Below are 24,954 nucleotides of genomic sequence, written 5' to 3' on the forward strand. Positions count from 1 at the left end.
CGAGTGAGATTGGGGAGTTGTTGCCGCATCGATGGCAACCGGCTTAGTTGCGCAAGACGGGATGCCCGGACGCTTACCTTGCAGCTTGCAGCTTGCAGCTTGCAGTTCAAATTCCAGACATAAAAAAACCACCGCTAAGGTGGTTTCTTTATACCCAGGCGTTCAGTCGCCGTAATAAATGCAGCCGCTGGTGCACGTTTCGTGAATTCGAATGGCTGACAGTTCTGGAAGCAAGGGCTTGAGCTGTTGCCAAATCCACTTGGCCAATACTTCGCTGGTTGGATTTTCCAAGCCAGGAATATCGTTCAAGTAGTTATGGTCGAGTTGCTCATACAGCGGCTTGAAAATCGCTTTGATTTCCGAGAAGTCGCGGATCCAGCCGGTTGCAGGATCAATGTCGCCACTCAAATGGATTGCAACCTTGAATGAATGCCCATGCAAACGACCGCATTTATGGCCTTCAGGGACGTAAGGCAACCGATGCGCGGATTCGAAGGTAAACTCTTTAAAAATTTCCACAGTGTTTATAGCTCTGAAAGGTGGCTATCGCTTGGGCGATGAATGCAGGGCGGCAGTTTAGCAGTTAACGCACGGCTAACGACAATCAAGCTCCAGGCCAACGGGCAGACAGACCTGCATATTCAGTTTCAATTAAGCCAACAACGCTATAGTCCGCATTTTTAACGTGGCATGCATCGGAGGTAAGTGATCACCGTGAATCAGTACGTTCGAGGCTGTGTTGCACTGCTGCTTATTACGTTTTCCTGTTTGGTCTTCTCCCGGGACCTGGATCAGGACGAAGCGCTGCGTTTGCGAGAAAAAGGCGTCATCTTGCCCCTGGAGCAACTGCTTCAAAAGGCATTCGAATATCACCCTAAGGCCAAGCTGCTCGAAGCGGAGCTGGAAGAGGATGATGACATGTATGTTTACGAAGTTGAGTTGCTGACTCAGGACGGTGTCGTCCGTGAACTCAAGCTGAATGCCGCAGATGGCCAGCTACTCAAAGATGAGGTAGATGATTAATGCGGTTGTTGCTGGTTGAAGACCATGTTCCCTTGGCTGACGAATTGATAACCGGGCTAACGCGCTTGGGGTATGCAGTGGATTGGCTGGCAGACGGCCGTGATGCCCTGTATCAGGGGCAAAGTGAGCCGTACGATTTGATTATTCTCGATCTGGGTTTGCCGGGTGTTCCCGGTATCGACGTCCTTAAACAATGGCGCACACAGGGGCTTGCCACGCCGGTGCTGATCCTGACCGCCCGCAGCTCATGGTCTGAGCGGATTGAAGGGCTCAAGGCCGGAGCCGATGATTACGTAACCAAACCCTTCCACCCTGAAGAGCTGCAACTGCGTGTACAAGCGCTGCTGCGCCGCTCTCATGGTCAGTCGAACCAGCCGCTGCTTAAATCCGCAGGGTTGCACTTGGACGAGTCGCGCCAATCTGTTACCCACGGCGAGAGTGAGGTACAACTGACCGCTGCCGAGTTTCGCCTGTTGCGCTACTTTATGCTCCACCCCCAACAGATCCTCTCCAAAAGCCATTTGGCTGAGCATCTCTACGACGGTGAAACAGAACGCGACTCCAATGTGCTTGAGGTTCATGTGAACCATTTGCGGCGCAAGCTCGGCCGATCTGTCATAGAAACCCGTCGCGGGCAGGGCTATATCTTCGGGTCTGGTGATCAGTGAAGTCCATTCAGCGGCGCTTGAGCATTGGCCTGATCAGTGTCTTATTGCTATCGGGCCTGGTGGTGAGCCAGGTCAGCCTCTGGCTATTTGAAAATGGCCTTCAGCGATATTTAGAGTCTGGCCTGCAGATTGACAGCGAAAACCTGTTAGTCGCGCTGAGCCGTGGTCCTCTAGGCTTACAGCTGGATGAGCGACGCCTGTCGCCCGCTTATCAGCGTCCGTTTTCAGGGCATTATTTCAGTATCGAATTTGGCGACACTCATTGGCGCTCGCGCTCACTGTGGGACGCGCAATTACCCAGACCCAAGCAGCCCGGCCTGGACAGCACGCTTCAACCCGGCCCGGAAGGCCAGATGTTGCTGCTCCTGCGCAGCGATTACCTGCGCTTTGGCCAGCCTGTTTCCATCACAGTGGCTCAGGACTACACGCCGATACGAGAAAGCTTCAAGCAAGTGCAGAGAATTGGTCTGGGCATTGGCATCGTTGCGCTCATGGTCATCTTGCTCATGCAGCGGCTCACCGTCCGTCGAGCACTGCGGCCACTGGAAACCGCGCGCAAACAAATCGTGCAATTGCAATCAGGTCAACGCTCACAGCTGGACACCCAGGTTCCCCTTGAACTTGAGCCTTTGGTCACACAGATAAACCACCTGTTGAGCCACACTGAAGACACCTTGAAGCGCTCGCGAAATGCCCTGGGCAACTTGGGGCATGCCTTAAAAACGCCTCTGGCGGTCTTATACAGCTTGGTCAATGACCCGCAATTTGAGCACTACCCTCAGTTGCAACAAAGCCTGCGCGAGCAACTGGAGCATATTCAACAGCGGATGACTCGTGAGCTTAATCGTGCCCGGCTGGCCGGTGATGCCTTGCCGGGTGCCCAGTTTGACGGCGATGCAGAACTGCCTGCCTTAATGTCCACGCTGGGCATGATTCATGGCGATCACCTGCACTTGGGTCTAAATGCCTCGCCCGGGCTGCAGATGCCTTGGGACCGTGAAGACATGCTCGAACTGCTAGGCAACTTATTGGATAACGCCTGTAAATGGGCCGACTCCCAGGTTGAACTGAGTGTTCAGCAAAATCCGAATGGATTTGTCATAGAGGTCCAGGACGATGGTCCCGGTATTCCTGAGTCCGAGCGTGATCAGGTCTTCAGCCGTGGCGCTCGTTTGGACGAACAAGTCAGCGGCCATGGCCTGGGCTTGGGCATCGTGCGCGATATTGTGGAGGCATGGGGAGGGGAGATGAGGCTTGAAACCGGCCCGCTGGGCGGCTTGTCAGTGATCATCGAACTGCACAAGCGTAAACGTTAAGAGGCGCCAGCGGCTCAGGCCAACAGGCGCCTCTTGGCTGTCACGTCACACGCGGAACTGATCCATCAGGTTTTGTTGCTGATTCGCCAGCGAGTTCAGCGACTGGCTTACCCGTGCCGACTCATTGGCCTGCCCGGACAACGACTCGGTGACATCACGAATCGTGGCCACGTTGTGGTTAATCTCTTCGGCCACGGCACTTTGTTCTTCTGCGGCACTGGCAATCTGCAAGTTCATGTCAGTAATGACTGTCACCGCCTCGCCGATTTGCTGCAGGGCAGTGACCGCTTGTCCTACTTGCTCGACACTGCCCTGAGCCTGACGATGACTGTTGCCCATGGACGACACGACTTCTTGGGTGCCCACTTGAAGTTGCTCGATCACTTGGCGAGTTTCTTCGACCGACTCCTGAGTGCGTCGCGCCAGGTTACGCACTTCGTCCGCCACTACGGCAAATCCACGGCCGGCTTCACCGGCACGTGCTGCTTCAATCGCTGCATTCAGGGCGAGCAAGTTGGTTTGCTCGGCAATGGCGCGGATCACTTCCAGTACAGAACCAATTTTCTCGCTGTTGGCCGCCAATCCTTCCACTTGCACCATCGCCTCGCTCATGTCAGCGGCCAAGTGATCAATGCTGTTGGTTGTGCGGTCAATGATGGTCAGGCCCTGGCGCGTAGCCTGATCGGCGTCACGTGCGGCTTGAGCGGCCTGTGCAGCACTGCGAGCGACGTCCTGAGCCGTTGCGCTCATTTCATGAGACGCTGTGGCCACCTGATCCACCTGGCGATATTGCTGCTCCATGCCTGCGCTGGTCTGGGTCGCAATCGCCGCCGACTGGTCAGCGGTGCTGCGAGCGTCCTGCACGGAGCGTTTAACTTCGGCAATGATCGGTTGCAGTTTGTCGAGGAAGCGGTTGAACCAGCCCGCCAATTGCCCAAGCTCATCTTTCTTGTCGTACTCCAGACGGCGCGTCAGGTCACCTTCGCCGCTGGCAATGTCCTCCAGCATGCGCGCAACACCCAGTATCGGGCGAGTCACGCTGCGCGCCATCAGCCATACCAACAGTAAACCGATGATCGCCGCCAGCGAACCCAGCCCCAACTCAATCAGGGTGCCAGCGGTATTACGCGCCTCCAGGTCGGCCTGAAGCACTTGTGCCGGTCCTACCAGTACCTTTTCAGGCACATCGAGCAAGACCCCCCAAGGTTTGCTGCCAGGAATCGGGAAAAACGGTGTCAGCACTTTCAAACGTTGATGGTTGCGGATGCTCTCGGTCTGACCCGCGCTGTTCATCAACTCTGTCAGTTTGGCACCGTCATTAGGGTCGACCTGATTCAGGCGCAGGCTTAGCTTGCTGGCATCCGCGCTGAAACCCGACAGCAAGCCTGCCGAGGTGATGATGCCGACGTTGGTTTGCCCGTCGTACAGTTTTTTACTGGCCTGCACACTCATGGCTTGCAGGCTGTTGAGGTTGATATCAACGGAGAGCGAAGCGATCACCTTGCCATCGACCATCAGCGGGAAAACGATGCTGGTCATCAGCACCCGTTGCCCGTCAATGTCATAAAAGTATGGTTCGATAATGCACGGCTTTAGCGTCGCACGTGGGCAGGTAAACCATGAGTTATTGGCCTGACCGCTCGGTCCGATACTGGTGTCGGACATATCGGTTTCAGGCAGCGCCATTGAGGTCAGCTTGCCGGGTGTCGGCTGTGACCAATAAAGGGCAAAGCGGCCTTTGTCGTTGCTGCCCAGTACGGGTTGATGCTCAAACAACTTGTCTTTGCCATCCAGTGCGTTGGCTTCAAACACCAACGACAGGCCGAGTAAGTCAGGGTTGGCCTGCAACGCCGCTTTTACTTGGTGAGTCAGGTCCTCACGCAGGTCGAAGGCATCCAGAAAGCGCTTTTCAGATTGCTCACGCAAAAACAGGACTTGGCGGGCAAAGCCGTTTCCGTATTGGTAGGCGTCCATGAATTGACGGCTAATGGCCTGGGCCTGCGCCTCACCCTGAGCTTCAATACGCGCTTGGGCTGACTCATTGAGCATTTTTGCGCTTGAGGCTTCTACCAGGCTGGAGGTGTACTCCATGCGGTAGAGAGAAAGCCCTACCAGCAGGGCAACAATACCCACAAGGCAAAGCCCGGCGAGCAGGGTGATTTTCCACTGTATGGAAAGCTGTCTGAGCGACATGGAGACATCCTAAAAAGAGGCTTTTACCCTTAGCGGCCATTTGACACATTTCTTTACGACAAAAAGCGAAATTTCATGTTAAAAAAATTGCGCTAAAGCCTTGTAAATACTAGGGATAAATTGCTTTTTCAGTGGTCTGGCGATCGCTTCTGGCCTGCGCTTTGACAAGGCGCCGATGCTCCTGCAAAGTGTGCGCCCTCAAATAAGCCCTCCTTTCCAAATCCGGCGACTGGAACAGCAGTCTATTGCCCGGAGTTTTCCGCTTTACGGTGTTTTTATCGTGGTGCGTACTATGAGGTTGTAACTATGAATGCAGTAATTGCCGCGGTCGGCATCATGTTGGTGCTCAGTCTGTCCCGTGTGCATGTGGTCATCGCACTGATTGTGGGTGCGGTGGTAGGCGGGTTGGTGGGCGGCCTGAGCATCGAGGCCACGCTCGAGGCGTTCAACAGCGGCTTGGGCGGCGGAGCCACTGTGGCGTTGTCTTACGCCTTGCTGGGCGCTTTCGCAGTCGCGATCGCCAAGTCCGGGCTGGCTCATGCCCTGGCCGACAGAGCCTTGGCGATGGTCAACAAGCAGCAGGCTGTCGGCGGCAATAGGGTCAAATGGCTATTGATCGGGTTACTGCTGGTGGTTGCGATTTGCTCGCAGAACATCTTGCCGATTCATATCGCTTTCATCCCGCTGTTGGTTCCGCCTTTGCTGTATGTGCTGACCAAACTGAAGATCGACCGCCGCTTGGTTGCCTGTGTCATGACCTTTGGTTTGATCACGCCGTACATGTTCCTGCCGGTTGGTTTTGGCAATATTTTCCTCAACCAGATTCTGCTCGCCAACGTCAGCAAAAGTGGCGTTGACATCAGCCAGGTCAATGTCACCCACGCCATGGCTATCCCTGCGCTGGGCATGCTGGTTGGCCTGCTGGTGGCGGTGTTCATCAGCTACCGCAAAAAGCGTGAATATGACCTGGCCAAGATCGAGCAGGTTGAACAGACCGCGATCAACTACAACCCGTTGACCCTGCTGGTGGCCGGGGTCGCGATTGCGTCCGCGTTCATCATTCAGCTGTGGCTGGGTTCGATGATTATCGGCGCCCTGGTCGGTTTTCTGATTTTCTCGGTGTCGGGGATTGTGCGTTGGCGCGAGACCGACGACCTGTTCACCGAAGGCATGAAAATGATGGCCATGATCGGTTTCATCATGATCGCCGCCTCAGGCTTTGCAGAAGTCATGAAAGCCACGGGCGAGGTGAAATCACTGGTTGAAGCCTCGGCGGGCTGGATCAATCACAGCCAGGGCGTAGGCGCGTTGCTCATGCTGCTGGTCGGGTTGCTGGTGACCATGGGGATTGGTTCTTCATTTTCGACGGTGCCTATTCTGGCCGCGATCTTCGTACCGCTTTGCGTGCAACTGGGTTTTAGCCCGATGGCGATTGTGTGCATCGTCGGTACGGCAGGCGCGTTGGGGGATGCAGGCTCGCCAGCGTCGGACTCAACCTTGGGCCCGACCTCCGGTTTGAACATCGACGGCCAGCATCACCACATCTGGGACACCGTGGTGCCGACCTTTTTGCACTACAACCTGCCACTGCTGGCCTTCGGCTGGGCCGCAGCGATGATCCTCTAAGGCCGTCTCAGGCCTTCAGGGCAACTCAATCCGGCCGCTCTCGAAAGGGACGGTCGGCCAATCGCCTGCCGCCCAGCGGGCTCTAGCCCGCTCAATCAACTCGCGGTCGCTGGCAACGAAATTCCAGTTCATGCGTCGCGGCCCATCGAGCGGCGCGCCGCCAATCAGCACTGCGTGGCAATCGCTGTCTACGCTCAGGGTCAGTGCTTCACCCGCCGGCAGCAGTACCAGGCTGTGTGGCTCCAGTGTTTGGCCTTCCAGCTGCATGTCGCCTTGCAACACATACAGCGCCCGCTCCTGATGTTCATCAGGGATCAACAGGGTGGTGGCTGTGTGCATATGGATTTCGGCATACACCGTCGGTGAAAGCACCGGCACCGGCGACTCCAGGCAAAAGCCTGTTCCGGCAATCATTCGCACGCGGACCCCCAGGCTATCGCTCACGGGCAGGCTGTCGGCCGGGTGATGGCTATACGAACCTGCGCCTTGCTCGTGTTCTTTAGGCGACGCCAGCCACACTTGCAGGCCGTGCAAGGTCGAGCCCTGCTCGCGTAGCGGGGCGGGGGTACGCTCAATATGGGCAATCGCGGCGCCTGCGGTCATCCAGCTGACTTCGCCAGGCCCGACCAACTGGTCTGAGCCCAAACTGTCTTTGTGCTGCAATTGGCCTTCAAACAGGTAAGTCAGGGTCGAAAGGCCAATGTGCGGATGCTGTTGGATATTCATGCCGTACCCAGGCGGGTAATTGGTCACCAACATGTGATCGAAAAAAACAAACGGCCCGACACTGCGGCTTTTGGCTGAAGGCAGCGGGCGCAAGATCGGCTGGCCCTCGACGTCTTCGGCGCGCGGTTGAATCACGGTGAATGTCGGCATGGGCCCGTCCAGGCTGTAAAGGGAGCGTTGAGCATAACCCAACGCTCGCCAAGCCCGCATTACTGACTGAAAGCGCCTTCTGACAAGTGCGTTTCGATGGTGACGTCAGCGGTGGTCATCAGCTTGTGCACCGGGCACTTGTCGGCGACCTTATGCAGCTCTTCGCGCTGTTGGTCGGTTAATACGCCCTTGAGGGTCAGTTTCACGTGCAGCGCGTATTTGCCTTGTTGCTCTTCGCTGGCATCGTGCTTGACCTCAACAGTCACCCCGGTAAGCGGAATGTCTTTCTTTTGCGCATAGAGCTTGAGCGTCAATGCTTTGCAGGCGCCCAGCGCGGCGTCGAAATAATCGTGCGGAGACGGGGCTGAACCCTCTCCACCGATCGCTTTGGGAACATCAGTAAACACTTCGTAATCGTCGATTTTAATGCTGTGACGAAAACCTTCGTGGGACACGGTGTTGACGGTAACGGTCATGGCAAACCTCAGAGTGGAGTGATAAAGGTCCTGATCTTTATAGAGCACTGCACCGGGTTGTACGTTCCATCGGGCAAAAAAAATGCCCCGACCAGGTCGGGGCATTTTCAGTGAGCGGGGGGAGGGCTTACTTGCCTTCCCAGCGCTTCAGAACCAGAGTGGCGTTAGTGCCGCCGAAGCCGAAGCTGTTGCTCATCACGGTGTTGATCGTTGCATCTTCACGGGTTTTGGTCAGCACTGGCATGTCGGCAACCGCCGGGTCCAGTTCATCAATGTTGGCGGAGCCCGCAATGAAGTTGCCTTCCATCATCAGCATGCAGTAGATCGCTTCGTGAACGCCTGCGGCGCCCAAGGAGTGACCCGACAGGCTCTTGGTCGAGCTGATCGGCGGTGCCTTGTCTGCGAAAACTTCGCGAATGCCTTTCATCTCTGCCACATCGCCAACCGGAGTCGATGTGCCGTGGGTGTTGATGTAGTCGATCGGTGCATCGACCGTCGACATTGCCATCTGCATGCAGCGGATAGCGCCTTCGCCGCTCGGAGCAACCATGTCATAGCCGTCAGACGTTGCGCCGTAGCCAACGATTTCAGCGTAGATCTTGGCGCCACGGGCCAGAGCGTGTTCCAGCTCTTCGACCACGACCATACCGCCACCGCCAGCGATGACGAAACCGTCACGGTCGGCGTCGTAGGCACGGGAAGCTTGTTCAGGAGTGTCATTGCGCTTGCTGGACAGCGCGCCCATTGCGTCGAACAGGAACGACTGGCTCCAGTGCTCCTCTTCACCGCCACCGGCGAAAACGATGTCCTGCTTGCCCATCTGGATCTGTTCCATGGCGTGACCGATGCAGTGAGCACTGGTGGCGCAGGCAGAAGCGATGGAGTAGTTCAGGCCCTTGATCTTGAACGGTGTCGCCAGGCAAGCGGACACGGTGCTGCTCATGGTCCGCGTTACACGGTATGGGCCGACACGTTTAACGCCTTTTTCGCGCAGGATGTCCAGCGCTTCCATTTGGTTCAGGGTCGACGCACCGCCGGAACCGGCGATCAGGCCAGTACGCGGGTTGGAGACTTGCTCCTCGGTCAGGCCCGAATCAGTGATGGCGTCTTTCATGGCCAGGTAGGCGTAAGCCGCTGCATGACCAACAAAGCGATAAATCTTGCGATCGATCAGCTCTTCGAGGTTCAGGTCGATGGAGCCGGAAACCTGGCTACGCAGACCCATTTCGGCGTATTCCGGGTTGAAGCGGATGCCAGGGCGACTAGCACGCAGGTTAGCGGAGACGGTCTCTTTGTCATTGCCCAGGCACGAAACAATGCCCAGACCAGTGATAACGACGCGGCGCATGCGGATAACCCTTAAAAGTTGTCAGTTGAAGTGAACACGCCGACCCGAAGGCCTTCAGCGGTATAAATCTCGCGACCGTCGACAGTCACCGAACCATCGGCAATGGCCAGGTTCAGCTTGCCCTTGAGGACGCGTTTGATGTGAATGTTGTAGGTGACTTTCTTGGCGGTCGGCAAAACCTGGCCAAAGAACTTCACTTCGCCCGAACCCAGGGCACGACCGCGGCCCGGCAAACCCTGCCAGCCCAGGTAAAAGCCAACCAGCTGCCACATGGCGTCGAGGCCCAGGCAGCCCGGCATCACTGGATCGCCTTCAAAGTGGCAGGCAAAAAACCACAGGTCTGGAGTGATATCCAGCTCGGCGACCAATTCACCTTTGCCGTACTTGCCGCCTTCTTCACTGATATGGGTAATGCGATCCACCATCAGCATGTTAGGGGCGGGCAGTTGCGCGTTACCTGGGCCGAACAGTTCGCCGCGGCTACAGCGCAGCAGATCTTCCCGAGTAAAGGCGTTTTGTTTGGTCATGCGAGCTCCTCAATAATCCCATGCGGCAGGGTGGGGCAAATCTTCCCGACCAACCGAAACATGTTGTCTCAGTTCGCCAGCCTACACATAGACTATTGCGTTGTAGTGAAAGTCACAGCGCAAAGGACAGGAATGTACACTTGTGCACTGAAAATTTAAATCGGGCCGGTTCAGGGGCCCATTCGGGTGCCTAAGACTGCCGCACTTTTGCATTTTACGCCAGTCGCAGGTGGCTCTTTAGCCACAAGTTACTGGACCCAGCACTGCAGAATTTGTTCCAGATCGGTTCGTTTGAACGGCTTTGCAAGGTAATCGTTCATACCGGCTTGCAGGCAGTTTTCCCTGTCTCCCTGCAAGGCGTTGGCGGTCAACGCGATAATGGGCACCGTCCTGCAGCCTGCCAATTGGCGAATTTGCCGGGTGGCCTCATAGCCATCAATGATGGGAAGACGGCAATCCATCAGGATCGCCACATAGTCTTCGGTATTGGCCTGGTGAATGGCTTGTGCACCATCACTGACCACGCACACTTCGTAGCCAAGGCTTCGCAGGGTGGCTTCAATGACCGTCTGATTGACCGGATTATCCTCCACCAACAGCACTTTGCCGCCCTGGCCCGTGGGCGGTTGTGCAGCCAGCGCCGGCGGTTGGTTCAGGGTCACGGGTTGGTGCAGCTCCAGCGGAATTTCCAGGGTGAACACCGAACCCTGGCCTTCCTCACTCTTGGCGCGCAACGTACCGCCCATGCGCTCAGCCAGCGTGCGGGCGATGGGCAGGCCCAGGCCGGTGCCGCCATAACGCCGGGATATCGAACTGTCCGCTTGCTGAAAGGCGTCAAACATGGATTCAAGTTTTTCGTTGCTGATCCCGATTCCGCTATCGCGCACCGTGCAGGTAAACCAAATCAACTGGTGATCCAGCGGCTGCCATTTAGCTTCAATGCTGACGTTGCCGCGCTCGGTAAATTTCAAGGCATTGCCAATCAGGTTGACCAGAATTTGCCGTATCCGGGTCGGATCGCCAAGGACGTGCAAGGCCGACAAGCCTTCAGGCAATGCCAGTTGCAGCAGCAAACCCCGCTGGCCTGCACTGAACTGGAACGTTTGTGCGCAGTTATCGATCAAATCCAGCAAGTTGAACGCAATGTGCTCAAGTTCCAGCGTCGAGCGTTCGATCCTCGAGAAGTCGAGAATGTCATTGATCACCTTCAACAAGTGCTCAGTAGACGCCGAGGCAAGGTCTGCGTACTCCTTTTGCTCTTCAGTCATCTCGGTGGTTTCGAGCAGTTGCAGCATTCCCAGCACGCCATTCATGGGCGTGCGCAACTCATGGCTCATCATCGCCAAAAATTCAGTTTTAGCGCGGTTGGCGCTCTCGGCTTCTTCGCGCGCCTGAGTCAATTGCGTTATAGCCGTCTGCTGCTCACGGCTCGCCTGTTCAAGGCCCGAAGCCAGATTATTGATATGTTGGGCCAGGCTGCCCAGTTCGCCATCGTCAACCACCGGCAGGGGAGCCTTGTAATCACCGTGCTGGATGGCCTTGACGGTTTTGCTCATGTCGCTGATGGGTTTGGACAGGTTCGCCGCCAGGCGCCGTGCCAAGAGGAAGGTAAAACCCAGGGCGAAGAGCGCAAGAATCACCGCTTTGAGCAGGATCTCTTGTTGGCGCTTGCTGAATGCATCGTTGGACATACCCACCATCACGCGGCCCAGGTAATCCTCTTCTGGCGCAGAGGCTTGCAGGTTGTTGCGTAAAAACACATCGCCTGAGTGGCCTCTCTGCCAGCGCACTGGCGCCTGAAAAACCTCAAATTTGGCCCCTTGCGATGGGGAAAACGCCGCTTTTTCAGCGCGAGCCAGCGTCTTGCCGGCACTGTCCTGGATCTGCACAAATTCGACGTGGGGGGTGTTCAGCGAGGCGGTGATCAGGCTTTGCAGGATCACCGCATTACCGGTAATGACCCCGTATTCACTGGCCGGGGCCAATTGGTTGGCAATCAACTGACCGGTGTAGTTCAGCTCCTGGCGCAAGTCCTGGATCCGTACACAGGTGAAAAAACTGATCAGCAACAAGGTGATCAATAAAGCTGGGCCCAGACTCATCATCTGCGTGCGGGTGTGAATATCCCAGCGACTACGTGTCGTCATGAATGATGAATCCCTTCAGTTGTGCTTCTCAGCTACCTTCAGAGCGGCATGGTAACTGAGCTGTCACACTTTGACAGTCAGGGCCGCCTATTTATCGGGCTTTAAGTGTGCAAAACGACCGGCAGGGTGCGCTTCAAAGCAACGGTGCCAGAGCGATGCGCTATGGGGCTGGTCGCAGGGCTGGCGGCCCGTATAATGCGAGCATTGCCACTGCTAGATGGAAGACGGGATTGCATATGACTGAACAGCACGCTATTGCGGTCTTGGGAGGCGGTAGTTTTGGCACCGCCGTGGCCAACTTGCTGGCAGAAAACGGTCATCGTGTGCACCAGTGGATGCGCGACCCCGAGCAAGCCGAGGCGATGCGCCTCAATCGAGAAAACCCGCGCTACCTCAAAGGCATCAAAATTCATCCGGGTGTTGAGCCGGTCACCGACCTGCAAGCCACGCTGCAGAGCTGCCAGTTGTGCTTTGTGGCGCTGCCTTCCAGCGCGTTGCGCAGCGTGCTGGCGCCCCACGCCGAGCGTTTGAGCGGCAAAATGCTGGTAAGCCTGACCAAGGGCATCGAAGCCCACAGTTTTAAACTGATGAGCGAAATCCTCGAAGAGATCGCCCCTCAGGCCCGCATCGGCGTGTTGTCCGGCCCCAACCTGGCCCGTGAAGTGGCAGAACATGCACTAACCGCCACCGTGGTGGCCAGCGCTGATGAAGCACTCTGCACCCAGGTGCAGAGTGCCTTGCACGGGCGTACCTTCCGCGTGTATGCCAGCGCCGACCGCTTCGGTGTAGAGCTGGGCGGGGCGTTGAAAAACGTCTACGCCATCATCGCCGGCATGGCGGTGGCGCTGGGCATGGGGGAAAACACCAAAAGTATGTTGATTACCCGCGCGTTGGCAGAAATGACTCGTTTTGCTGTCAGCCAAGGCGCTAATCCGATGACTTTTCTCGGCTTGGCGGGTGTAGGCGATTTGATCGTGACCTGTTCATCGCCCAAAAGCCGTAACTATCAGGTCGGGTATGCGTTGGGGCAGGGGCTGAGCCTGGAAGACGCGGTCGCCCGTTTGGGCGAAGTGGCCGAGGGCGTGAATACCCTCAAGGTGCTCAAGGCCAAAGCGCAGGAACTGAACGTTTACATGCCGTTGGTGGCCGGGCTGCATGCCATTCTGTTTGAAGGCCGTACGCTCAACCAGGTGATCGAGCTGTTGATGCGCGCAGAACCCAAGACCGATGTCGACTTTATCTCCACCAGTGGTTTCAACTGAGCAACACAGGAGCAGCACATGAGTGACAGCAATAACGCCCCCAAGTACGAATCCATCGTGATACGCGTGCTGTGGATGCTGGTTTTTCTATTGGTCTGGCAAGTCGCGCAATTGGTGCTCGGCGGCCTGGTGCTGGTGCAATTGATTTATCGCCTGGTGTACGGCGCCCCCAATGGCTGTCTGATGAACTTTGGTGACAGCCTGAGCCTTTATCTCGCCCAGATCGGGCGCTTTGGCAGCTTTCACACCGAGCAAAAGCCCTGGCCTTTTGCTGACTGGCCAGCACCGCGTGCGCCAGAAGGTGAAGCCCCTTACGTCGCTCCTTCGAACGGCACCGAGACCAAGCCATGAAGCTGTGGATTTTGCGTCACGGCGAAGCTCAGCCTCACGCCCGACGTGATGCCGAGCGCGAACTCACGGCCCATGGTCGTGATCAAGTGCTCTACAGCGCCGCACACTTGATAGGCAAACCCCTGGAGCGCATTTTGGTCAGCCCGTATGTACGGGCTCAGCAAACCGCTGAGTTGGTGCGCGAGGCCCTGGGGTTTACCGGTGAGTTCATCACCGTGCCGTGGCTGACCCCAGAAAGCGAGCCCAAGTTCGCCGCCAGCAAGCTGCCAGACAGTGGCAATGTATTGTTGGTCAGCCATCAGCCTTTCGTGGGTGAGCTGATCAGCCTGTTGCAGCACGGTCATGTGCGTCAGCCGCAGCCGATGCACACCGCCAGCCTGGCGGAGCTCGAAGGGGAGTGGCCGCTGGCCGGCTGCATGACCTTGCTGAGTGTGCATAACCCCCGGTAGGCAAACCCCCGTTGTAGCAACAGTTGCAGAATCAGGTCCGTGTGAAAGATAGTTGGGCTCAGGTTGTCGAAAAATCCTACGACAAAATGACAGCCATCACTCACAGAGCAAGGAATGACCCATGAGTTTGTGGACCACCCAGCCGGACCTCGCGCACCTTAACGAGATGCGTAAAAACACCATCTGCGACGTGCTCGACATTACCTTTGATGCCTACGATGACCAGTCGATCACCGCGAGTATGGTGGTGGATCACCGCACTCATCAGCCGTTCGGTTTGTTGCATGGCGGGGCTTCGGTGGTACTGGCCGAAACCCTCGGTTCGATGGCCAGCTACCTGTGCATAGACACCAAAAAGTTCTATTGCGTAGGTCTGGAGGTCAACGCCAACCACCTGCGCGGCGTGCGTAGCGGGCGGGTGAGTGCGGTGGCAAAGCCGGTTCATATGGGGCGCACCACCCATGTCTGGGATATTCGCCTGACCGAAGACAACGGCAAACTTAATTGCATTTCGCGACTGACCATCGCCGTCGTCCCGCTGGGCGAAACACCCCCAGCGCGCTGATTCGGCACGGTAATGGCCGTTGTGTCGCCTTTCATGGCGCATACGGTCGTTGTTGTGAGGAATATTCCTACAGACAATAAGGCGTACTTCCTATGTATGGACGCCTTGTATGTCTCGGCAGATTTTCTTCGCCCATGCCAATGGATTCCCTTCAGGCACCTACGGCAAATTGTTTGACGCCCTGGCGCCGGACTTCAGCGTTGCCCGTTTGCCGCAGCACGGGCACGACCCGCGGTTCCCGGTGGACAACAACTGGCGCAATCTGGTCGATGAGCTGATTTATCACCTGCAACAACAAGACGAGCCGGTGCTCGGCGTCGGCCATTCGCTGGGCGGCATGTTGCACCTGCACGCCGCGTTACGCTGCCCGCATTTGTACAAAGGCGTGGTCATGCTGGATTCGCCGGTGCTGACAGTAGCCGACCAATGGATGATTCGTGCCGCCAAGCGTTTTGGCTTTATCGACCGCCTCACCCTGGCAGGTCGTACCCTGGGGCGCCGTGAAGAGTTTGCTGACCGCGCAGCTGCACGGGAATACTTCGCGGGCAAGGCGTTGTTTCGCAGCTTCGACCCCGATTGTTTTGATGCCTACCTCGAGCATGGCCTGCAAGCCGTTGATGACCGCTTGCGCCTGAGCTTTGATCCGGCCACTGAAATCAACATCTACCGCGGTGTTCCCCACACCAGTCCCGGACGTATCCTGCAATTGCAGGTGCCTTTAACCGTGGTGCGGGGGCAAGACAGCCGCGTGGTCATGCGCCATCATGCCCGCGGCGTGGCGCGTTTGCCTCTCGGTGAGTCGCTGAGCGTGCCGGGCGGGCACATGTTCCCGCTGGAGCAGCCGCAAGAAACCGCCCACCTGCTCAAACACATTTTTGCCCGCTGGGAACTGCGTCAACCCGGCCTCTAAAGAGCACCCTGCATGAGCCCTGTGGTTGAAGAAATCCGTCTGAGCCTGCCGCATATCGAACTGGCAGCGCATATATTTGGCCCGCAAGACGGGCTGCCGGTCATCGCCCTGCATGGCTGGCTGGACAACGCCAACAGCTTTGCCCGGCTGGCGCCCAAACTCTCAGGCTTGCGCATCGTGGCAGTGGACTTCGCCGGTCACGGCCACTCGGATCACCGCCCGCGTGGGGCGGGTTATGCGCTGGCCGATTACGCGTTTGACGTGCTGTGTGTCGCCGAGCAACTGGGCTGGAAGCAGTTTGCCCTGTTGGGGCATTCGCTGGGCGCGATTGTCTCGGTGATCATCGCGGGCTCGTTCCCCGAGCGGGTCACCCGGTTGGCCTTGATCGACGGCATCGTCCTGCGCAGCGGCCCCGACATTGACGCGGCCGAGAACATGGGCAAGGCCCTTGAGGCGCAACTGGCCCATGGGCACAAGCGCAAATCGGTACACCCCACCCTTGATCGAGCCATTGAAGCGCGCATGAAGGGCATGGTGGCTGTCAGTCGCGAAGCGGCCGAACTGCTTGCCCAGCGTGGCTTGATGCCCGTGCCTGGAGGCTACAGCTGGCGCAGTGACAGCCGCTTGACGTTGCCGTCACCGCTTCGACTGACCGATGCACAGGCCATGTCGTTCGTGCGCCGGGTCACGTGCCCGACCACCTTGGTGGTAGCCGAAGAGGGCATGCTGGCCAGCCACCCTGAGCTGTTGGATCGTCTACCCTTTACCTTGGAACGGTTAGCCGGCGGTCATCATTTGCACCTGAATGACGAGGCCGGGGCAACCCTTGTTGCAGACTGTTTCAATCGGTTCTTCGTCACTCCTTGACTTGCGCAGGCCAACTGTCGAGGCTTGGCGGCTTGAAAGGGGAGACAACCATCATGGATCACTACACCGCTGCGCCCTGCAAAGGCCATCCGCTCTCAACCGTGAGACGCCGATGAACATACCCACTCGTTTTATCTGGGCGCTGGGCCTGAGTTGCCTGAGTACTTGGGCATGGGCTGCGGATGTGCCAGGCAGCCACGACCTGCAAGGTCTGCCCCGGCTGGCCGACGCGCAAATTGTCGATTACAGCGTAAAGCCCGACATCGAACGCATTTACCCCATGGGCTCAATCCGCAAAATCAGTGGCCGTCTGCGTTTTGAAGGGCAGGTCAACAGCCGTGGTCAAACCACCGCCGTGACGTACGAACTGCCCGCCGAGCATACGGGCTCTGAAGCCTTTACGGCAGCCCGTGAAGCCTTGCAAAAAGAAGGCGCCGAGCTGCTGTTCTGGTGTCAGGGCCGCGACTGCGGTGAAAGCAGCCTGTGGGCCAATGAAGTGTTCGGCAACTCCAAACTCGTGGGGGCGGATGATCAACAGTCCTACCTGTTGATGCGCCGGGCCGCGCCAGAGCAGAATCAGCTGGTCGCCTTGTATGGCATCAATCGGGGCGGGCGCAAAGCTTATCTGCACGTCGAGCAACTCCAGGCCAGCGCCGATCTGGGCGACCTGCTGCCCACCTCAGCGACCTTGCAACGCCAGTTGAAAAGCACAGGCGAGCTGGACTTCCCGAAACTGACCGGTGAGCCGGACGCACAATGGGTCACCCTGATCGCCCGGGCATTGAACCTTGATGTCACCTCCCGGGTCAGTTTGACCGGCGCCAACGCAGCGGCCTGGCGTGATGCCTTGATCAAAGGCGGTGTACGCGCCGCTCGCATGGACCTGGGGACCAAACCGGCCAAGGGCCTGCATCTGGAGTTGTTGCGCTAAACCCTGCAAAACGGCGGCTACACTCTGGTAGTCGTCGCTTCTATTCGAAACCTCAATTGTCTGCGGAACCTACATGCTCAATAACGATCGCCTGTTGGTGCAGATCCTGCTCGTGGTGCTGTTCGGCGCCAGCCTGTGGGTGATGGCACCGTTTTGGTCGGCTTTGTTCTGGGGGGCGGTGCTGGCATTCGCCAGTTGGCCCTTGATGCGTCTTTTAACGCGCTGGCTCAACGGTCGCGAGACATTGGCCGCCAGCATCCTGACCGTTGGCTGGATGCTGCTGGTGGCCGGGCCGCTGGTGTGGTTGGGCTTTAACCTGGCAGACCACGTGCGTGACGCCACCACGTTTGTCAAAGATGTACAGCTTGAAGGCTTGCCCGAAGCGCCGACCTGGCTTGCTGGCATTCCGCTGGTCGGTGAGCGGCTGGTCGGCATGTGGAACACCATCGATCAGCAAGGTGCGGCCATGATCGTGGCGGTCAAACCTTACCTGGGGCAGGTGGGTAACTGGCTGCTGGCGCGCAGTGCGCAAATCGGCGGCGGGATTCTTGAGCTGACCCTGAGCATTGTCTTCGTGTTCTTTTTCTACCGGGACGGCCCGCGCCTGGCGATGTTCGTCCATAGCCTGCTGGTGCGGCTGATCGGCGAGCGCGCAGATTACTATCAGGAATTGGTGGCAGGCACCGTGCAGCGGGTGGTTAACGGGGTGATTGGCACTGCAGCAGCCCAGGCCTTGCTGGCGCTGATCGGCTTTTTGATCGCCGGTGTACCGGGGGCGCTGGTACTCGGTTTGGCCACCTTCCTGCTCAGCCTGATCCCCATGGGCCCGCCCTTGGTCTGGATCCCGGCCACCGCCTGGCTGGCCTGGAAGGGCGAGTATGGCATGGCGATATTCCTGGGTATCTGGGGCACGCTGATCATCAGCGGTGTCGACAACGTGCTTAAACCCTACCTGATCAGCCGGGGCGGCAACTTGCCGTTGGTGATCGTATTGCTGGGAGTCTTTGGCGGGTTGATCGCCTTCGGCTTTATCGGCCTGTTTATCGGGCCGACCTTGTTGGCGATTGCTTACAGCCTGCTGGTCGATTGGAGCACCGGCCAGCAGTACGGTAAAAAACCTTAACCGAACTTGGGGCCAGAACGCGTGTTCTTGCCCTTGGCCAGGCGGTCGTACAACACCACATTGACCGTGGCTGCAAGGTTCATGCAGCCATTGGTCGGGATGTAAATCACATCCTCACACCAGTCCAGCACCTCTTTATCCAGCGAGCCGTCTTCGGGGCCAAAGATGTAAATCGCCCGGTCCGGGTGCGTGTACTCGGGCAAAGAGCGTGCGCCCTCGACCAGCTCAACAGCGACCGGGATGCAGCCCAGCGGGATGATTTTTTTGAGGTCGTCGATGCCAATCAGCGGAATATCCTGATGGATCTTCTTGGTATCGGTGATGAAATCGCGGGCGCGCTCATAACGTTTGCCGGTGTAAAACACCGAAGCCACGTTGTAGCAACCAGCCGCACGCATCACCGAGCCGACGTTTTCCGGTGATTTGGGGTTATACAAACCAATGCAGCTGTACCGTTTGTCTGCCACGTGCCGGTGCCTTTCTGAAAAAAGACGCGAGTATACCAGCACATGGCCCGCCCACCGGCCCCAACACCCGGCGACAAGAAGCCCTTACTCGTCTTTTTTCATCAGCCCGGCCAACGCCGCAAACGGGTTATGAGTGGCCTTGGCAACTTTAGGGGTGCTGAGTGAGCTGTCCGAAAAGTACTGCTGGTCGGTGTAGCGCGAGTGTTCGTTGTCATGGCAGTACAAGCACAGCAGCTCCCAGTTGGAGCCGTCCTGCGGGTTGTTGTCATGGTTGTGGTCGCGGTGATGAACCGTCAACTCGCTCAGGCGCTTGCCAGAGAACTCACGGGTGCAGCGGCCGCACACGTGGGGGTACATTTTCAGGGCTTTGTCGCGATAGCCCATTTCACGGTCACGCTGGGCATCGGCCAGGATGCGGTCCAGCTTGGCGGTGTGGGAGGGTGGGTTTGCTGAACTCATGGGGTTCACCTTAAGACGAATGACGGTTATGTCGTGAAGTTTAGCTGTTGATCAGCCTTTGATTTTTTCCGCAATCCAGATTGTGTGGCGCGTGCCCTTGTTGCCGTGGGCGAAGACTTGCACTTCCTCGGATTTGAAGCCTGCTTTGCGCAGCTTGTCCGAAAACTGCTTGTCGGCGCTTGCCGACCAGACGGCCAGCACGCCTTTGGGGCGCAATGCCTTGGCACAAGCACTCAAGCCACCGGCCGAGTACAGCCAGCTATTGGCTTTTTGGGTCAGGCCTTCGGGGCCGTTATCGACGTCGAGCATGATCGCGTCAAAGCCGTTGGGTTCGGCTTGCAACACCTTGGCCACGTCCTCGACACGAATCACCGCACGCGGGTCCTGCAAGGGGTTGCCGGCTTTCTCGCCGAGCGGGCCGCGGTTCCATTCCACAACGCCCGGCACCAGTTCCGCGACCACCACTTCGGCAGTCTTGCCCAAATGTTTGAGGGCCGCAGCCAGGGTGAAGCCCATGCCCAGGCCGCCAATCAGCACCCGTGAGTTCGTGCGACCGGCCACTTTACGGCAAGGGATCTCAGCCAAAGCATCTTCAGAACCATGCATGCGGGTGTTCATCAACTGGCCGCCGTCACCCCCCTGAATCTTGATAACGAAGTCTTCACCATACTCAAACAGGCACAAGGCGCCGCCATTTTCGGGGATCGGGGTGGTGTCGAGCAAAACAAAACGTTTCATGGAAGTCTCATAGAAGAGGACAAAATCAGCTGGTTGCGAGTAGCCTGACGGCATACAAGCTGGTCTGGCAACGGAGTCATTGATGAAACGCACTATTCTAACGGCCATTGTGTGGGGCGCGCTCTCGATAAGTGCGGCTCAGGCAGCGGAGTTAACTCCCATTCCGAGTGTCCCGGTGACACCCGCACCGGGTTCGCCGGGCACTGCTACACCTACGCCATACCCGCAGGTCACCCCGCGTGCAGCGCCCAAGCCTGCCCCCGGCAACAGCAGTCTGGTGCCGCTGCCGCCGATAGACCTGCCGCAGCCACCGCCCAAAGATCAGCCGATACCCGGGCTTGAAGCCAAAGACCCGAAAGCCAAGATCCCGGCGGACTGAACGCCGTAGTCGCTGCCGCAGGCTGCGAAGGGTTGCAGCGCAACCCGTTGCTTGCAGGCCGACAACCGCAAAGGCTTAAATCCCCAACACCTTAAACACAAACGCATACTCCAGCGCGACGTCGCGCAGGCCCTGATAGCGGCCGCTCATGCCGCCATGGCCGGCTTCCAGCTCAGTTTTAAGCAGTAGCAAATGGTCGTCGGTCTTGGTGGCGCGCAGCTTGGCCACCCATTTGGCCGCCTCCCAATACTGCACACGGCTGTCGTTGTACCCGGCAATCACCAGCATCGCCGGGTACGCCTGCGCCGCCACATTTTCATAAGGCGCGTAGGCCTTGATGCGGTCGTAGATCTCAGGTTCTTGCGGGTTGCCCCACTCGTCGTATTCGGTCACCGTCAGCGGTAAATCCGGGTCGAGCATGGTGTTGAGCACATCAACAAACGGCACTTCAGCAATCGCCGCCTTGAACAGTTCCGGGCGCTGATTGAGCACTGCCCCGATCAACAGGCCGCCCGCGCTGCCGCCACTGATCACCAATTGCTCGCTGCGGGTCAGCCCTTGGTCAATCAAATGTTCGGCACAGGCAATAAAGTCGCTGAACGTGTTGTGTTTGTGTTCCTGCTTGCCCGCGCGATACCACGCTTCGCCCAGCTCGCCGCCGCCGCGCACATGGGCAATGGCAAACGCCACGCCGCGCTCAAGCAAACTCAGGCGTGCATGGGAAAACCACGGGTCAAGGCTTTCGCCATAGGCGCCGTAACCATACAGATACAGCGGTGTCGGTTTGCCCAGCGCATCACGTTTTACCACCAGGCTGATGGGCACCTGAGTGCCATCCGGCGCCGTGGCCCACAAACGTTGGCTGACGTAGTCATCGGCATTGAACGGCCCGAGTACCGGCGTTTCCTTGAGGACCTTTTGTTCGCCATCGGTCAGTGTCAGTTGGCGGACTTGCGCCGGGCGATTCAGCGACTCGTAACGCAAACGGATGTGCGCACCCTGGAACTCAAGGCTGTCTTGGACATACAGGCTGTAGGCTGCGTCTGGTAGTTGCACGCGGTATGACGGCAAACCGTTCGGACGGATCTCAATAATCGGTAGGCCGCCTTCGCGCAGGCTCAGGCACAGCGCCTTGGCATTCAGCGTCAGGCCTTCAAGCATGACTTGGTCGTCATGGGCGATCAGGCGTTGCCACTCACTGCGCTGCGGGGCGTCACCCAGCGCGTAATACAGCGCAAAGTTGATCCCGTCCTGATTGGTGCGGATAAACCACGCCCATTGGTCTTCGTGCAGGCCATGATCGACACTGTAATCGTGGCCTTCAACCCGTGGCGCCAGGCAGCGAAATGCCTGCTGCGGCTGCTCGGCGTCCAGCACCCAGGTCTCACTGGTGGTTTTGCTGTTGAGCAACAGAATCAGTTGGCGTTCGGAGCTTGAGCGGTAGCAATGCAGGAAAAATCGCCCGTCCGCTTCATGAAACACCTCATGAGCCCCGGTTTCACCCAAGGTATGACGCCACAGCTTGTGCGGGCGATGGGTGTCGTCCAGCTCAGCGAAAAACAGGGTCTGGCTGTCATTGGCCCAGGTCATGCTGCCATCGCAGTCTTCAAAGGGCAGTTCAGTGACTGCACCAGTGGCCAGCTCTTTGACGAACAGGCGATAGGTTTCTTCGCCGCTGGTGTCCAGGCTATAAGCCAGGCGCTGATGGTCCGGGCTGATACTGAACGCACCCAATGAAATAAACCCGCCATTGGCCAGGGCGTTCGGGTCCAGCAGCAACTGCTCGGCGTTTTCGTCGACCTGTTGGCTGTCATCGGCCGGGCGCGGGCAGCGGTAGTGGCGGGCGTATTCGTCACCGGCCTGGGTGCGGGTGTAATACAGATACGGGCCCCAAGGGGAGGGGAGCGACAAATCTGTCTCGCGAATCCGTCCCTTGATCTCTTGAAACAGCGTTTCGCGCAATTCGGCCTGGTCGGCCAGTTGCGCTTCCTGGTAGTTGTTTTCCGCTATCAGGTAGTCCAAAACCTCTTTGCTATCGCGATTTTGTAACCATGCGTAGGGGTCAGAACCCTCGACCTTATGTGCGATTGGTGCGCTGTTTGCGTAGGCTGATTCGGTCATTGAGCGTTCTCTGAAATCTGAATGAATAGAAGTGACGCTGACGGCGGTGCAGCCGCACTCTCGAAAAGCCGTTATCATAGCGCTTCATTGCCTGCCGACCATGGATACCATGACCGAGAACGACTATCTGATCGCCTGGGGCTTATACGCCTTCGCCGCTTTAGGCTGCCTGCTCGTATGGTGCCGCCTGACCCGCTTTATGTGGCGCTGGTTACGTGAGCCATTACGCATCCTGATGGCGGTGCTGCTGTTCAGCCCGACCATCATTGACCCGGTCAAAGATCAATTCGCCCCGGCGGTGGCCATCTCGGCCCTGGACCTGGCGTTCAAGGTGGGTGACAACGTCTGGCGTGCGGCGTCTGACTTGTTGATGTACACCCTGTTTGCGTTTTGCCTGTACGCGGTGTTTGTGTTTATTCGCTGGCCAATCGAGCGTGCCCGCAAGGCGCGTCAGGCACAAAGCGCAGCCGTTGAGCAAAACCGCAGCATTGACCCTGAAGATGACCAGCCATTCGGCTCGGCCGGTGATGACCGTTACGGTCGCCCGCCAGCGCCGCGTCCGGCAGGCTCGAACCGGGTTGAACCGCGGGTCTGATTTCTTTTCGTTGAGCTTGAATGCGAGTGTGCGAGCGTGTGTGAATTATTGGGCATGAGCGCCAATGTCCCGACTGATATTGTGTTCAGTTTTACCGGCTTGATGCAGCGTGGCGGGCGTACCGGCCCGCATCGTGATGGCTGGGGTATTGCCTTTTATGAAGGTCGCGGTCTGCGTTTGTTCCAGGACCCGGCCGCCAGTTGCGACTCTGAAGTCGCGTTGCTGGTGCAGCGTTATCCGATCAAAAGCGAAGTGGTGATTGGCCATATCCGTCAGGCCAACGTCGGTAAAGTCTGCTTGTCCAACACCCACCCGTTTGTCCGCGAGTTATGGGGCCGTAACTGGTGCTTTGCCCATAATGGCCAATTGGCTGACTTCTCGCCGAGCGCCAGCTTCTACCGGCCGATTGGCGACACCGACAGCGAAGCGGCTTTCTGCGATTTGCTCAACCGCGTGCGTGAAGCGTTTCCGGAGCCGGTTGAAGTCGAAGAGCTGATCCCGGTGCTGACCCAGGCGTGCGCCGAATTTCGCAGCAAAGGCGTGTTCAACTGCATGCTCAGTGATGGTGATTGGCTGTTTTGCTACTGCTCAACCAAACTGGTGCACATCACTCGACGCGCCCCGTTTGGCCCAGCCAGATTGAAAGATGTCGACGTGATTGTCGACTTCCAGTCAGAAACAACGCCTAACGACGTCGTGACCGTGATCGCCACCGAGCCTTTGACCGAGAACGAAGTCTGGACGCGCTATGAGCCTGGCCACTGGAGCCTGTGGCGCCGCGGTGAGCGCATCAGCCACGGAAAAACTGATTAAGGGACGCGTGTATGTGGCTGAGCTACCTGCGGTTGGTGCTGTTTACGCTGGGCCTGTTACTGGGCGTGCAAGTGCCGGGCTTTATCAACGACTACGCCAACCGCGTGGAAGCGCACCTGATCGAAGCCCAGACCGGGCTGGCCGGTTTCCAGAACACCGCCAACCAATTCTTCAAAGGCGACCTGCACGCCCTGGTGGCGCATTACCAGGCCAGTGACGACCCGGTGTTTCGCAGCGATGCCACCAGCCTGAGCACCTTGCTCAACCGTCAACGGCTGCTCGACGACCAGTTCCAGGCCATGCAAGGCCCGTGGTACATCCGCGCCCTGCAAGTGGCCTACGCGGCCGACCCGGACATCCGCCAGGAAACGCTCAACGCCTACACCTACCAGGTACTGCTGTCGCCCACCGCCATTGGCTGGGCAATGGCCGGTGCATTGCTGTTTTCCTTCATCATCGAAGGCTTCTTCCGGCTGGTGGACTGGGTCGTGTTGGGCGGCAAACGCCAGCGCGAACGTATCGCCCGCCGCGAACGCAACAGCTAAACCCCGCGCCCCGCTGTAGGAGCGAGCTTGTCTCGCGATCTTTTGATGTTTAAAAAATCGCGAGGCAGCATCAAGCCATCAACTTTTCTTATCCCCATACCCTGCTTTTATTAGTTGGACTAACCGCCTGTTGCTGTCGAAAAATGCCTGCACCTAATTTCTAAAAAGACCACAGGAGC

General features: G+C 57.9%; 27 protein-coding genes and 1 pseudogene. 16 read left to right on the top strand and 12 right to left on the bottom strand.

The window, feature by feature from the left end:
* Nucleotides 1-162: 162 nt before the first annotated feature.
* The gene (gene queD / locus GHO25_RS10265) at nucleotides 163-519 is read right to left on the bottom strand and encodes a 6-carboxytetrahydropterin synthase QueD (protein WP_048386287.1); all 357 of its coding nucleotides are present in this window, start codon (nucleotides 517-519) and stop codon (nucleotides 163-165) included.
* A gap of 186 nt (nucleotides 520-705) precedes the next feature.
* On the opposite strand from queD, the gene GHO25_RS10270 reads away from it, so the two are divergent.
* From GHO25_RS10270 to GHO25_RS10280, 3 genes are read left to right on the top strand one after another with little or no spacing between them, the layout of a single operon-like run.
* Complete coding sequence (locus GHO25_RS10270) at nucleotides 706-1,023, top strand: PepSY domain-containing protein (RefSeq protein WP_372240932.1); 318 nt, start codon at nucleotides 706-708, stop codon at nucleotides 1,021-1,023.
* Nucleotides 1,023-1,691 (top strand): response regulator transcription factor, encoded by a 669-nt coding sequence (locus GHO25_RS10275; protein ID WP_048371615.1) that lies wholly within the window; start codon nucleotides 1,023-1,025, stop codon nucleotides 1,689-1,691. The genes GHO25_RS10270 and GHO25_RS10275 overlap by 1 nt, the downstream gene beginning before the upstream one ends.
* Nucleotides 1,688-3,007, top strand: a complete 1,320-nt coding sequence (locus GHO25_RS10280) for a sensor histidine kinase (RefSeq protein ID WP_178110052.1) — start codon at nucleotides 1,688-1,690, stop codon at nucleotides 3,005-3,007. The genes GHO25_RS10275 and GHO25_RS10280 overlap by 4 nt, the downstream gene beginning before the upstream one ends.
* A 45-nt stretch (nucleotides 3,008-3,052) precedes the next feature.
* Here GHO25_RS10280 and GHO25_RS26885 read toward each other — a convergent pair whose 3' ends face one another.
* Nucleotides 3,053-3,808 (bottom strand): methyl-accepting chemotaxis protein, encoded by a 756-nt coding sequence (locus tag GHO25_RS26885; RefSeq protein WP_372240933.1) that lies wholly within the window; start codon nucleotides 3,806-3,808, stop codon nucleotides 3,053-3,055.
* A gap of 102 nt (nucleotides 3,809-3,910) precedes the next feature.
* Nucleotides 3,911-5,200 (bottom strand): annotated as a pseudogene (locus GHO25_RS26890) (HAMP domain-containing protein); the annotation flags it as partial.
* 306 nt (nucleotides 5,201-5,506) lie between these two features.
* Between GHO25_RS26890 and GHO25_RS10290 the strand changes: the two are divergent.
* A complete protein-coding gene (locus GHO25_RS10290; RefSeq protein WP_048371609.1) occupies nucleotides 5,507-6,826 on the top strand; it encodes a Na+/H+ antiporter family protein in 1,320 nt (439 codons plus the stop codon).
* A 15-nt stretch (nucleotides 6,827-6,841) separates the two neighbouring features.
* Here the strand turns inward: GHO25_RS10290 and GHO25_RS10295 are convergent, their stop codons facing one another.
* The 5 genes from GHO25_RS10295 to GHO25_RS10315 form a co-directional block, all read right to left on the bottom strand.
* Nucleotides 6,842-7,702 carry a pirin family protein gene (locus GHO25_RS10295; RefSeq protein ID WP_153390728.1) on the bottom strand — a complete coding sequence of 287 codons (861 nt, stop codon included), beginning with the start codon at nucleotides 7,700-7,702 and terminating at the stop codon, nucleotides 6,842-6,844.
* A 59-nt stretch (nucleotides 7,703-7,761) separates the two neighbouring features.
* Complete coding sequence (locus GHO25_RS10300) at nucleotides 7,762-8,178, bottom strand: OsmC family protein (RefSeq protein WP_048371605.1); 417 nt, start codon at nucleotides 8,176-8,178, stop codon at nucleotides 7,762-7,764.
* Nucleotides 8,179-8,305: 127 nt separating this feature from the next.
* The gene (gene fabB, locus GHO25_RS10305; RefSeq protein ID WP_048371603.1) at nucleotides 8,306-9,526 is read right to left on the bottom strand and encodes a beta-ketoacyl-ACP synthase I; all 1,221 of its coding nucleotides are present in this window, start codon (nucleotides 9,524-9,526) and stop codon (nucleotides 8,306-8,308) included.
* 11 nt (nucleotides 9,527-9,537) lie between these two features.
* Nucleotides 9,538-10,053: a 3-hydroxyacyl-[acyl-carrier-protein] dehydratase FabA gene (gene fabA, locus GHO25_RS10310; protein WP_032859207.1), complete on the bottom strand. Its 516-nt coding sequence runs from the start codon at nucleotides 10,051-10,053 to the stop codon at nucleotides 9,538-9,540.
* 248 nt (nucleotides 10,054-10,301) lie between these two features.
* Nucleotides 10,302-12,200 carry an ATP-binding protein gene (locus GHO25_RS10315; RefSeq protein ID WP_153390729.1) on the bottom strand — a complete coding sequence of 633 codons (1,899 nt, stop codon included), beginning with the start codon at nucleotides 12,198-12,200 and terminating at the stop codon, nucleotides 10,302-10,304.
* Between the two features lie 236 nt (nucleotides 12,201-12,436).
* On the opposite strand from GHO25_RS10315, the gene GHO25_RS10320 reads away from it, so the two are divergent.
* The 8 genes from GHO25_RS10320 to GHO25_RS10355 all read left to right on the top strand — a co-directional run bounded on the left by GHO25_RS10320 (nucleotide 12,437) and on the right by GHO25_RS10355 (nucleotide 18,658).
* Nucleotides 12,437-13,462 carry an NAD(P)H-dependent glycerol-3-phosphate dehydrogenase gene (locus GHO25_RS10320; RefSeq protein WP_048371600.1) on the top strand — a complete coding sequence of 342 codons (1,026 nt, stop codon included), beginning with the start codon at nucleotides 12,437-12,439 and terminating at the stop codon, nucleotides 13,460-13,462.
* Nucleotides 13,463-13,480: 18 nt separating this feature from the next.
* Entirely contained in the window at nucleotides 13,481-13,813 is a 333-nt protein-coding gene (locus GHO25_RS10325) for a DUF4389 domain-containing protein (protein ID WP_048371599.1), read from the top strand.
* Nucleotides 13,810-14,262 carry a phosphohistidine phosphatase SixA gene (gene sixA, locus GHO25_RS10330; RefSeq protein WP_153390730.1) on the top strand — a complete coding sequence of 151 codons (453 nt, stop codon included), beginning with the start codon at nucleotides 13,810-13,812 and terminating at the stop codon, nucleotides 14,260-14,262. The genes GHO25_RS10325 and sixA overlap by 4 nt, the downstream gene beginning before the upstream one ends.
* A gap of 121 nt (nucleotides 14,263-14,383) precedes the next feature.
* The gene (locus tag GHO25_RS10335) at nucleotides 14,384-14,827 is read left to right on the top strand and encodes a hotdog fold thioesterase (RefSeq protein ID WP_153390731.1); all 444 of its coding nucleotides are present in this window, start codon (nucleotides 14,384-14,386) and stop codon (nucleotides 14,825-14,827) included.
* A gap of 109 nt (nucleotides 14,828-14,936) precedes the next feature.
* Nucleotides 14,937-15,737, top strand: coding sequence for an alpha/beta fold hydrolase (locus GHO25_RS10340; RefSeq protein WP_153390732.1), 801 nt, complete (start codon nucleotides 14,937-14,939; stop codon nucleotides 15,735-15,737).
* Between the two features lie 12 nt (nucleotides 15,738-15,749).
* Nucleotides 15,750-16,604 carry an alpha/beta hydrolase gene (locus tag GHO25_RS10345; RefSeq protein WP_123751978.1) on the top strand — a complete coding sequence of 285 codons (855 nt, stop codon included), beginning with the start codon at nucleotides 15,750-15,752 and terminating at the stop codon, nucleotides 16,602-16,604.
* A 112-nt stretch (nucleotides 16,605-16,716) separates the two neighbouring features.
* Nucleotides 16,717-17,535 carry a DUF4892 domain-containing protein gene (locus GHO25_RS10350; protein ID WP_153390733.1) on the top strand — a complete coding sequence of 273 codons (819 nt, stop codon included), beginning with the start codon at nucleotides 16,717-16,719 and terminating at the stop codon, nucleotides 17,533-17,535.
* A 73-nt stretch (nucleotides 17,536-17,608) separates the two neighbouring features.
* Nucleotides 17,609-18,658 carry an AI-2E family transporter gene (locus GHO25_RS10355; RefSeq protein ID WP_048371588.1) on the top strand — a complete coding sequence of 350 codons (1,050 nt, stop codon included), beginning with the start codon at nucleotides 17,609-17,611 and terminating at the stop codon, nucleotides 18,656-18,658.
* On the opposite strand, the gene GHO25_RS10360 is transcribed toward GHO25_RS10355, so the two are convergent.
* From GHO25_RS10360 to GHO25_RS10370, 3 genes are all read right to left on the bottom strand, one after another.
* A complete protein-coding gene (locus tag GHO25_RS10360) occupies nucleotides 18,655-19,125 on the bottom strand; it encodes an RNA methyltransferase (protein WP_048371586.1) in 471 nt (156 codons plus the stop codon). The two genes, GHO25_RS10355 and GHO25_RS10360, sit on opposite strands and share 4 nt — an antisense overlap.
* Nucleotides 19,126-19,209: 84 nt before the next feature.
* Nucleotides 19,210-19,584, bottom strand: coding sequence for a YajD family HNH nuclease (locus tag GHO25_RS10365; protein WP_048386174.1), 375 nt, complete (start codon nucleotides 19,582-19,584; stop codon nucleotides 19,210-19,212).
* Between the two features lie 51 nt (nucleotides 19,585-19,635).
* On the bottom strand, nucleotides 19,636-20,322 hold the full coding sequence (locus GHO25_RS10370) for a spermidine synthase (protein ID WP_048371582.1): 687 nt from the start codon (nucleotides 20,320-20,322) through the stop codon (nucleotides 19,636-19,638).
* A gap of 82 nt (nucleotides 20,323-20,404) precedes the next feature.
* Here GHO25_RS10370 and GHO25_RS10375 point away from each other — a divergent pair, with 82 nt between their 5' ends.
* Nucleotides 20,405-20,701, top strand: a complete 297-nt coding sequence (locus tag GHO25_RS10375) for a hypothetical protein (protein ID WP_048386172.1) — start codon at nucleotides 20,405-20,407, stop codon at nucleotides 20,699-20,701.
* 75 nt (nucleotides 20,702-20,776) lie between these two features.
* Here GHO25_RS10375 and GHO25_RS10380 read toward each other — a convergent pair whose 3' ends face one another.
* On the bottom strand, nucleotides 20,777-22,822 hold the full coding sequence (locus tag GHO25_RS10380; RefSeq protein ID WP_153390734.1) for a S9 family peptidase: 2,046 nt from the start codon (nucleotides 22,820-22,822) through the stop codon (nucleotides 20,777-20,779).
* 100 nt (nucleotides 22,823-22,922) lie between these two features.
* Here GHO25_RS10380 and GHO25_RS10385 point away from each other — a divergent pair, with 100 nt between their 5' ends.
* The 3 genes from GHO25_RS10385 to GHO25_RS10395 are packed head-to-tail and all read left to right on the top strand — an operon-like array spanning nucleotide 22,923 to nucleotide 24,775.
* Nucleotides 22,923-23,417 (top strand): MFS transporter, encoded by a 495-nt coding sequence (locus GHO25_RS10385; protein ID WP_153390735.1) that lies wholly within the window; start codon nucleotides 22,923-22,925, stop codon nucleotides 23,415-23,417.
* A 36-nt stretch (nucleotides 23,418-23,453) separates the two neighbouring features.
* A complete protein-coding gene (locus GHO25_RS10390; protein ID WP_048371577.1) occupies nucleotides 23,454-24,230 on the top strand; it encodes a class II glutamine amidotransferase in 777 nt (258 codons plus the stop codon).
* A gap of 11 nt (nucleotides 24,231-24,241) precedes the next feature.
* Nucleotides 24,242-24,775, top strand: coding sequence for a DUF2937 family protein (locus tag GHO25_RS10395; RefSeq protein WP_048371575.1), 534 nt, complete (start codon nucleotides 24,242-24,244; stop codon nucleotides 24,773-24,775).
* Nucleotides 24,776-24,954: the final 179 nt, after the last annotated feature.

The sequence above is a fragment of the Pseudomonas sp. FSL R10-1350 genome (assembly GCF_009600525.1).
Taxonomy (GTDB): Bacteria; Pseudomonadota; Gammaproteobacteria; order Pseudomonadales; family Pseudomonadaceae; genus Aquipseudomonas; species Aquipseudomonas helleri.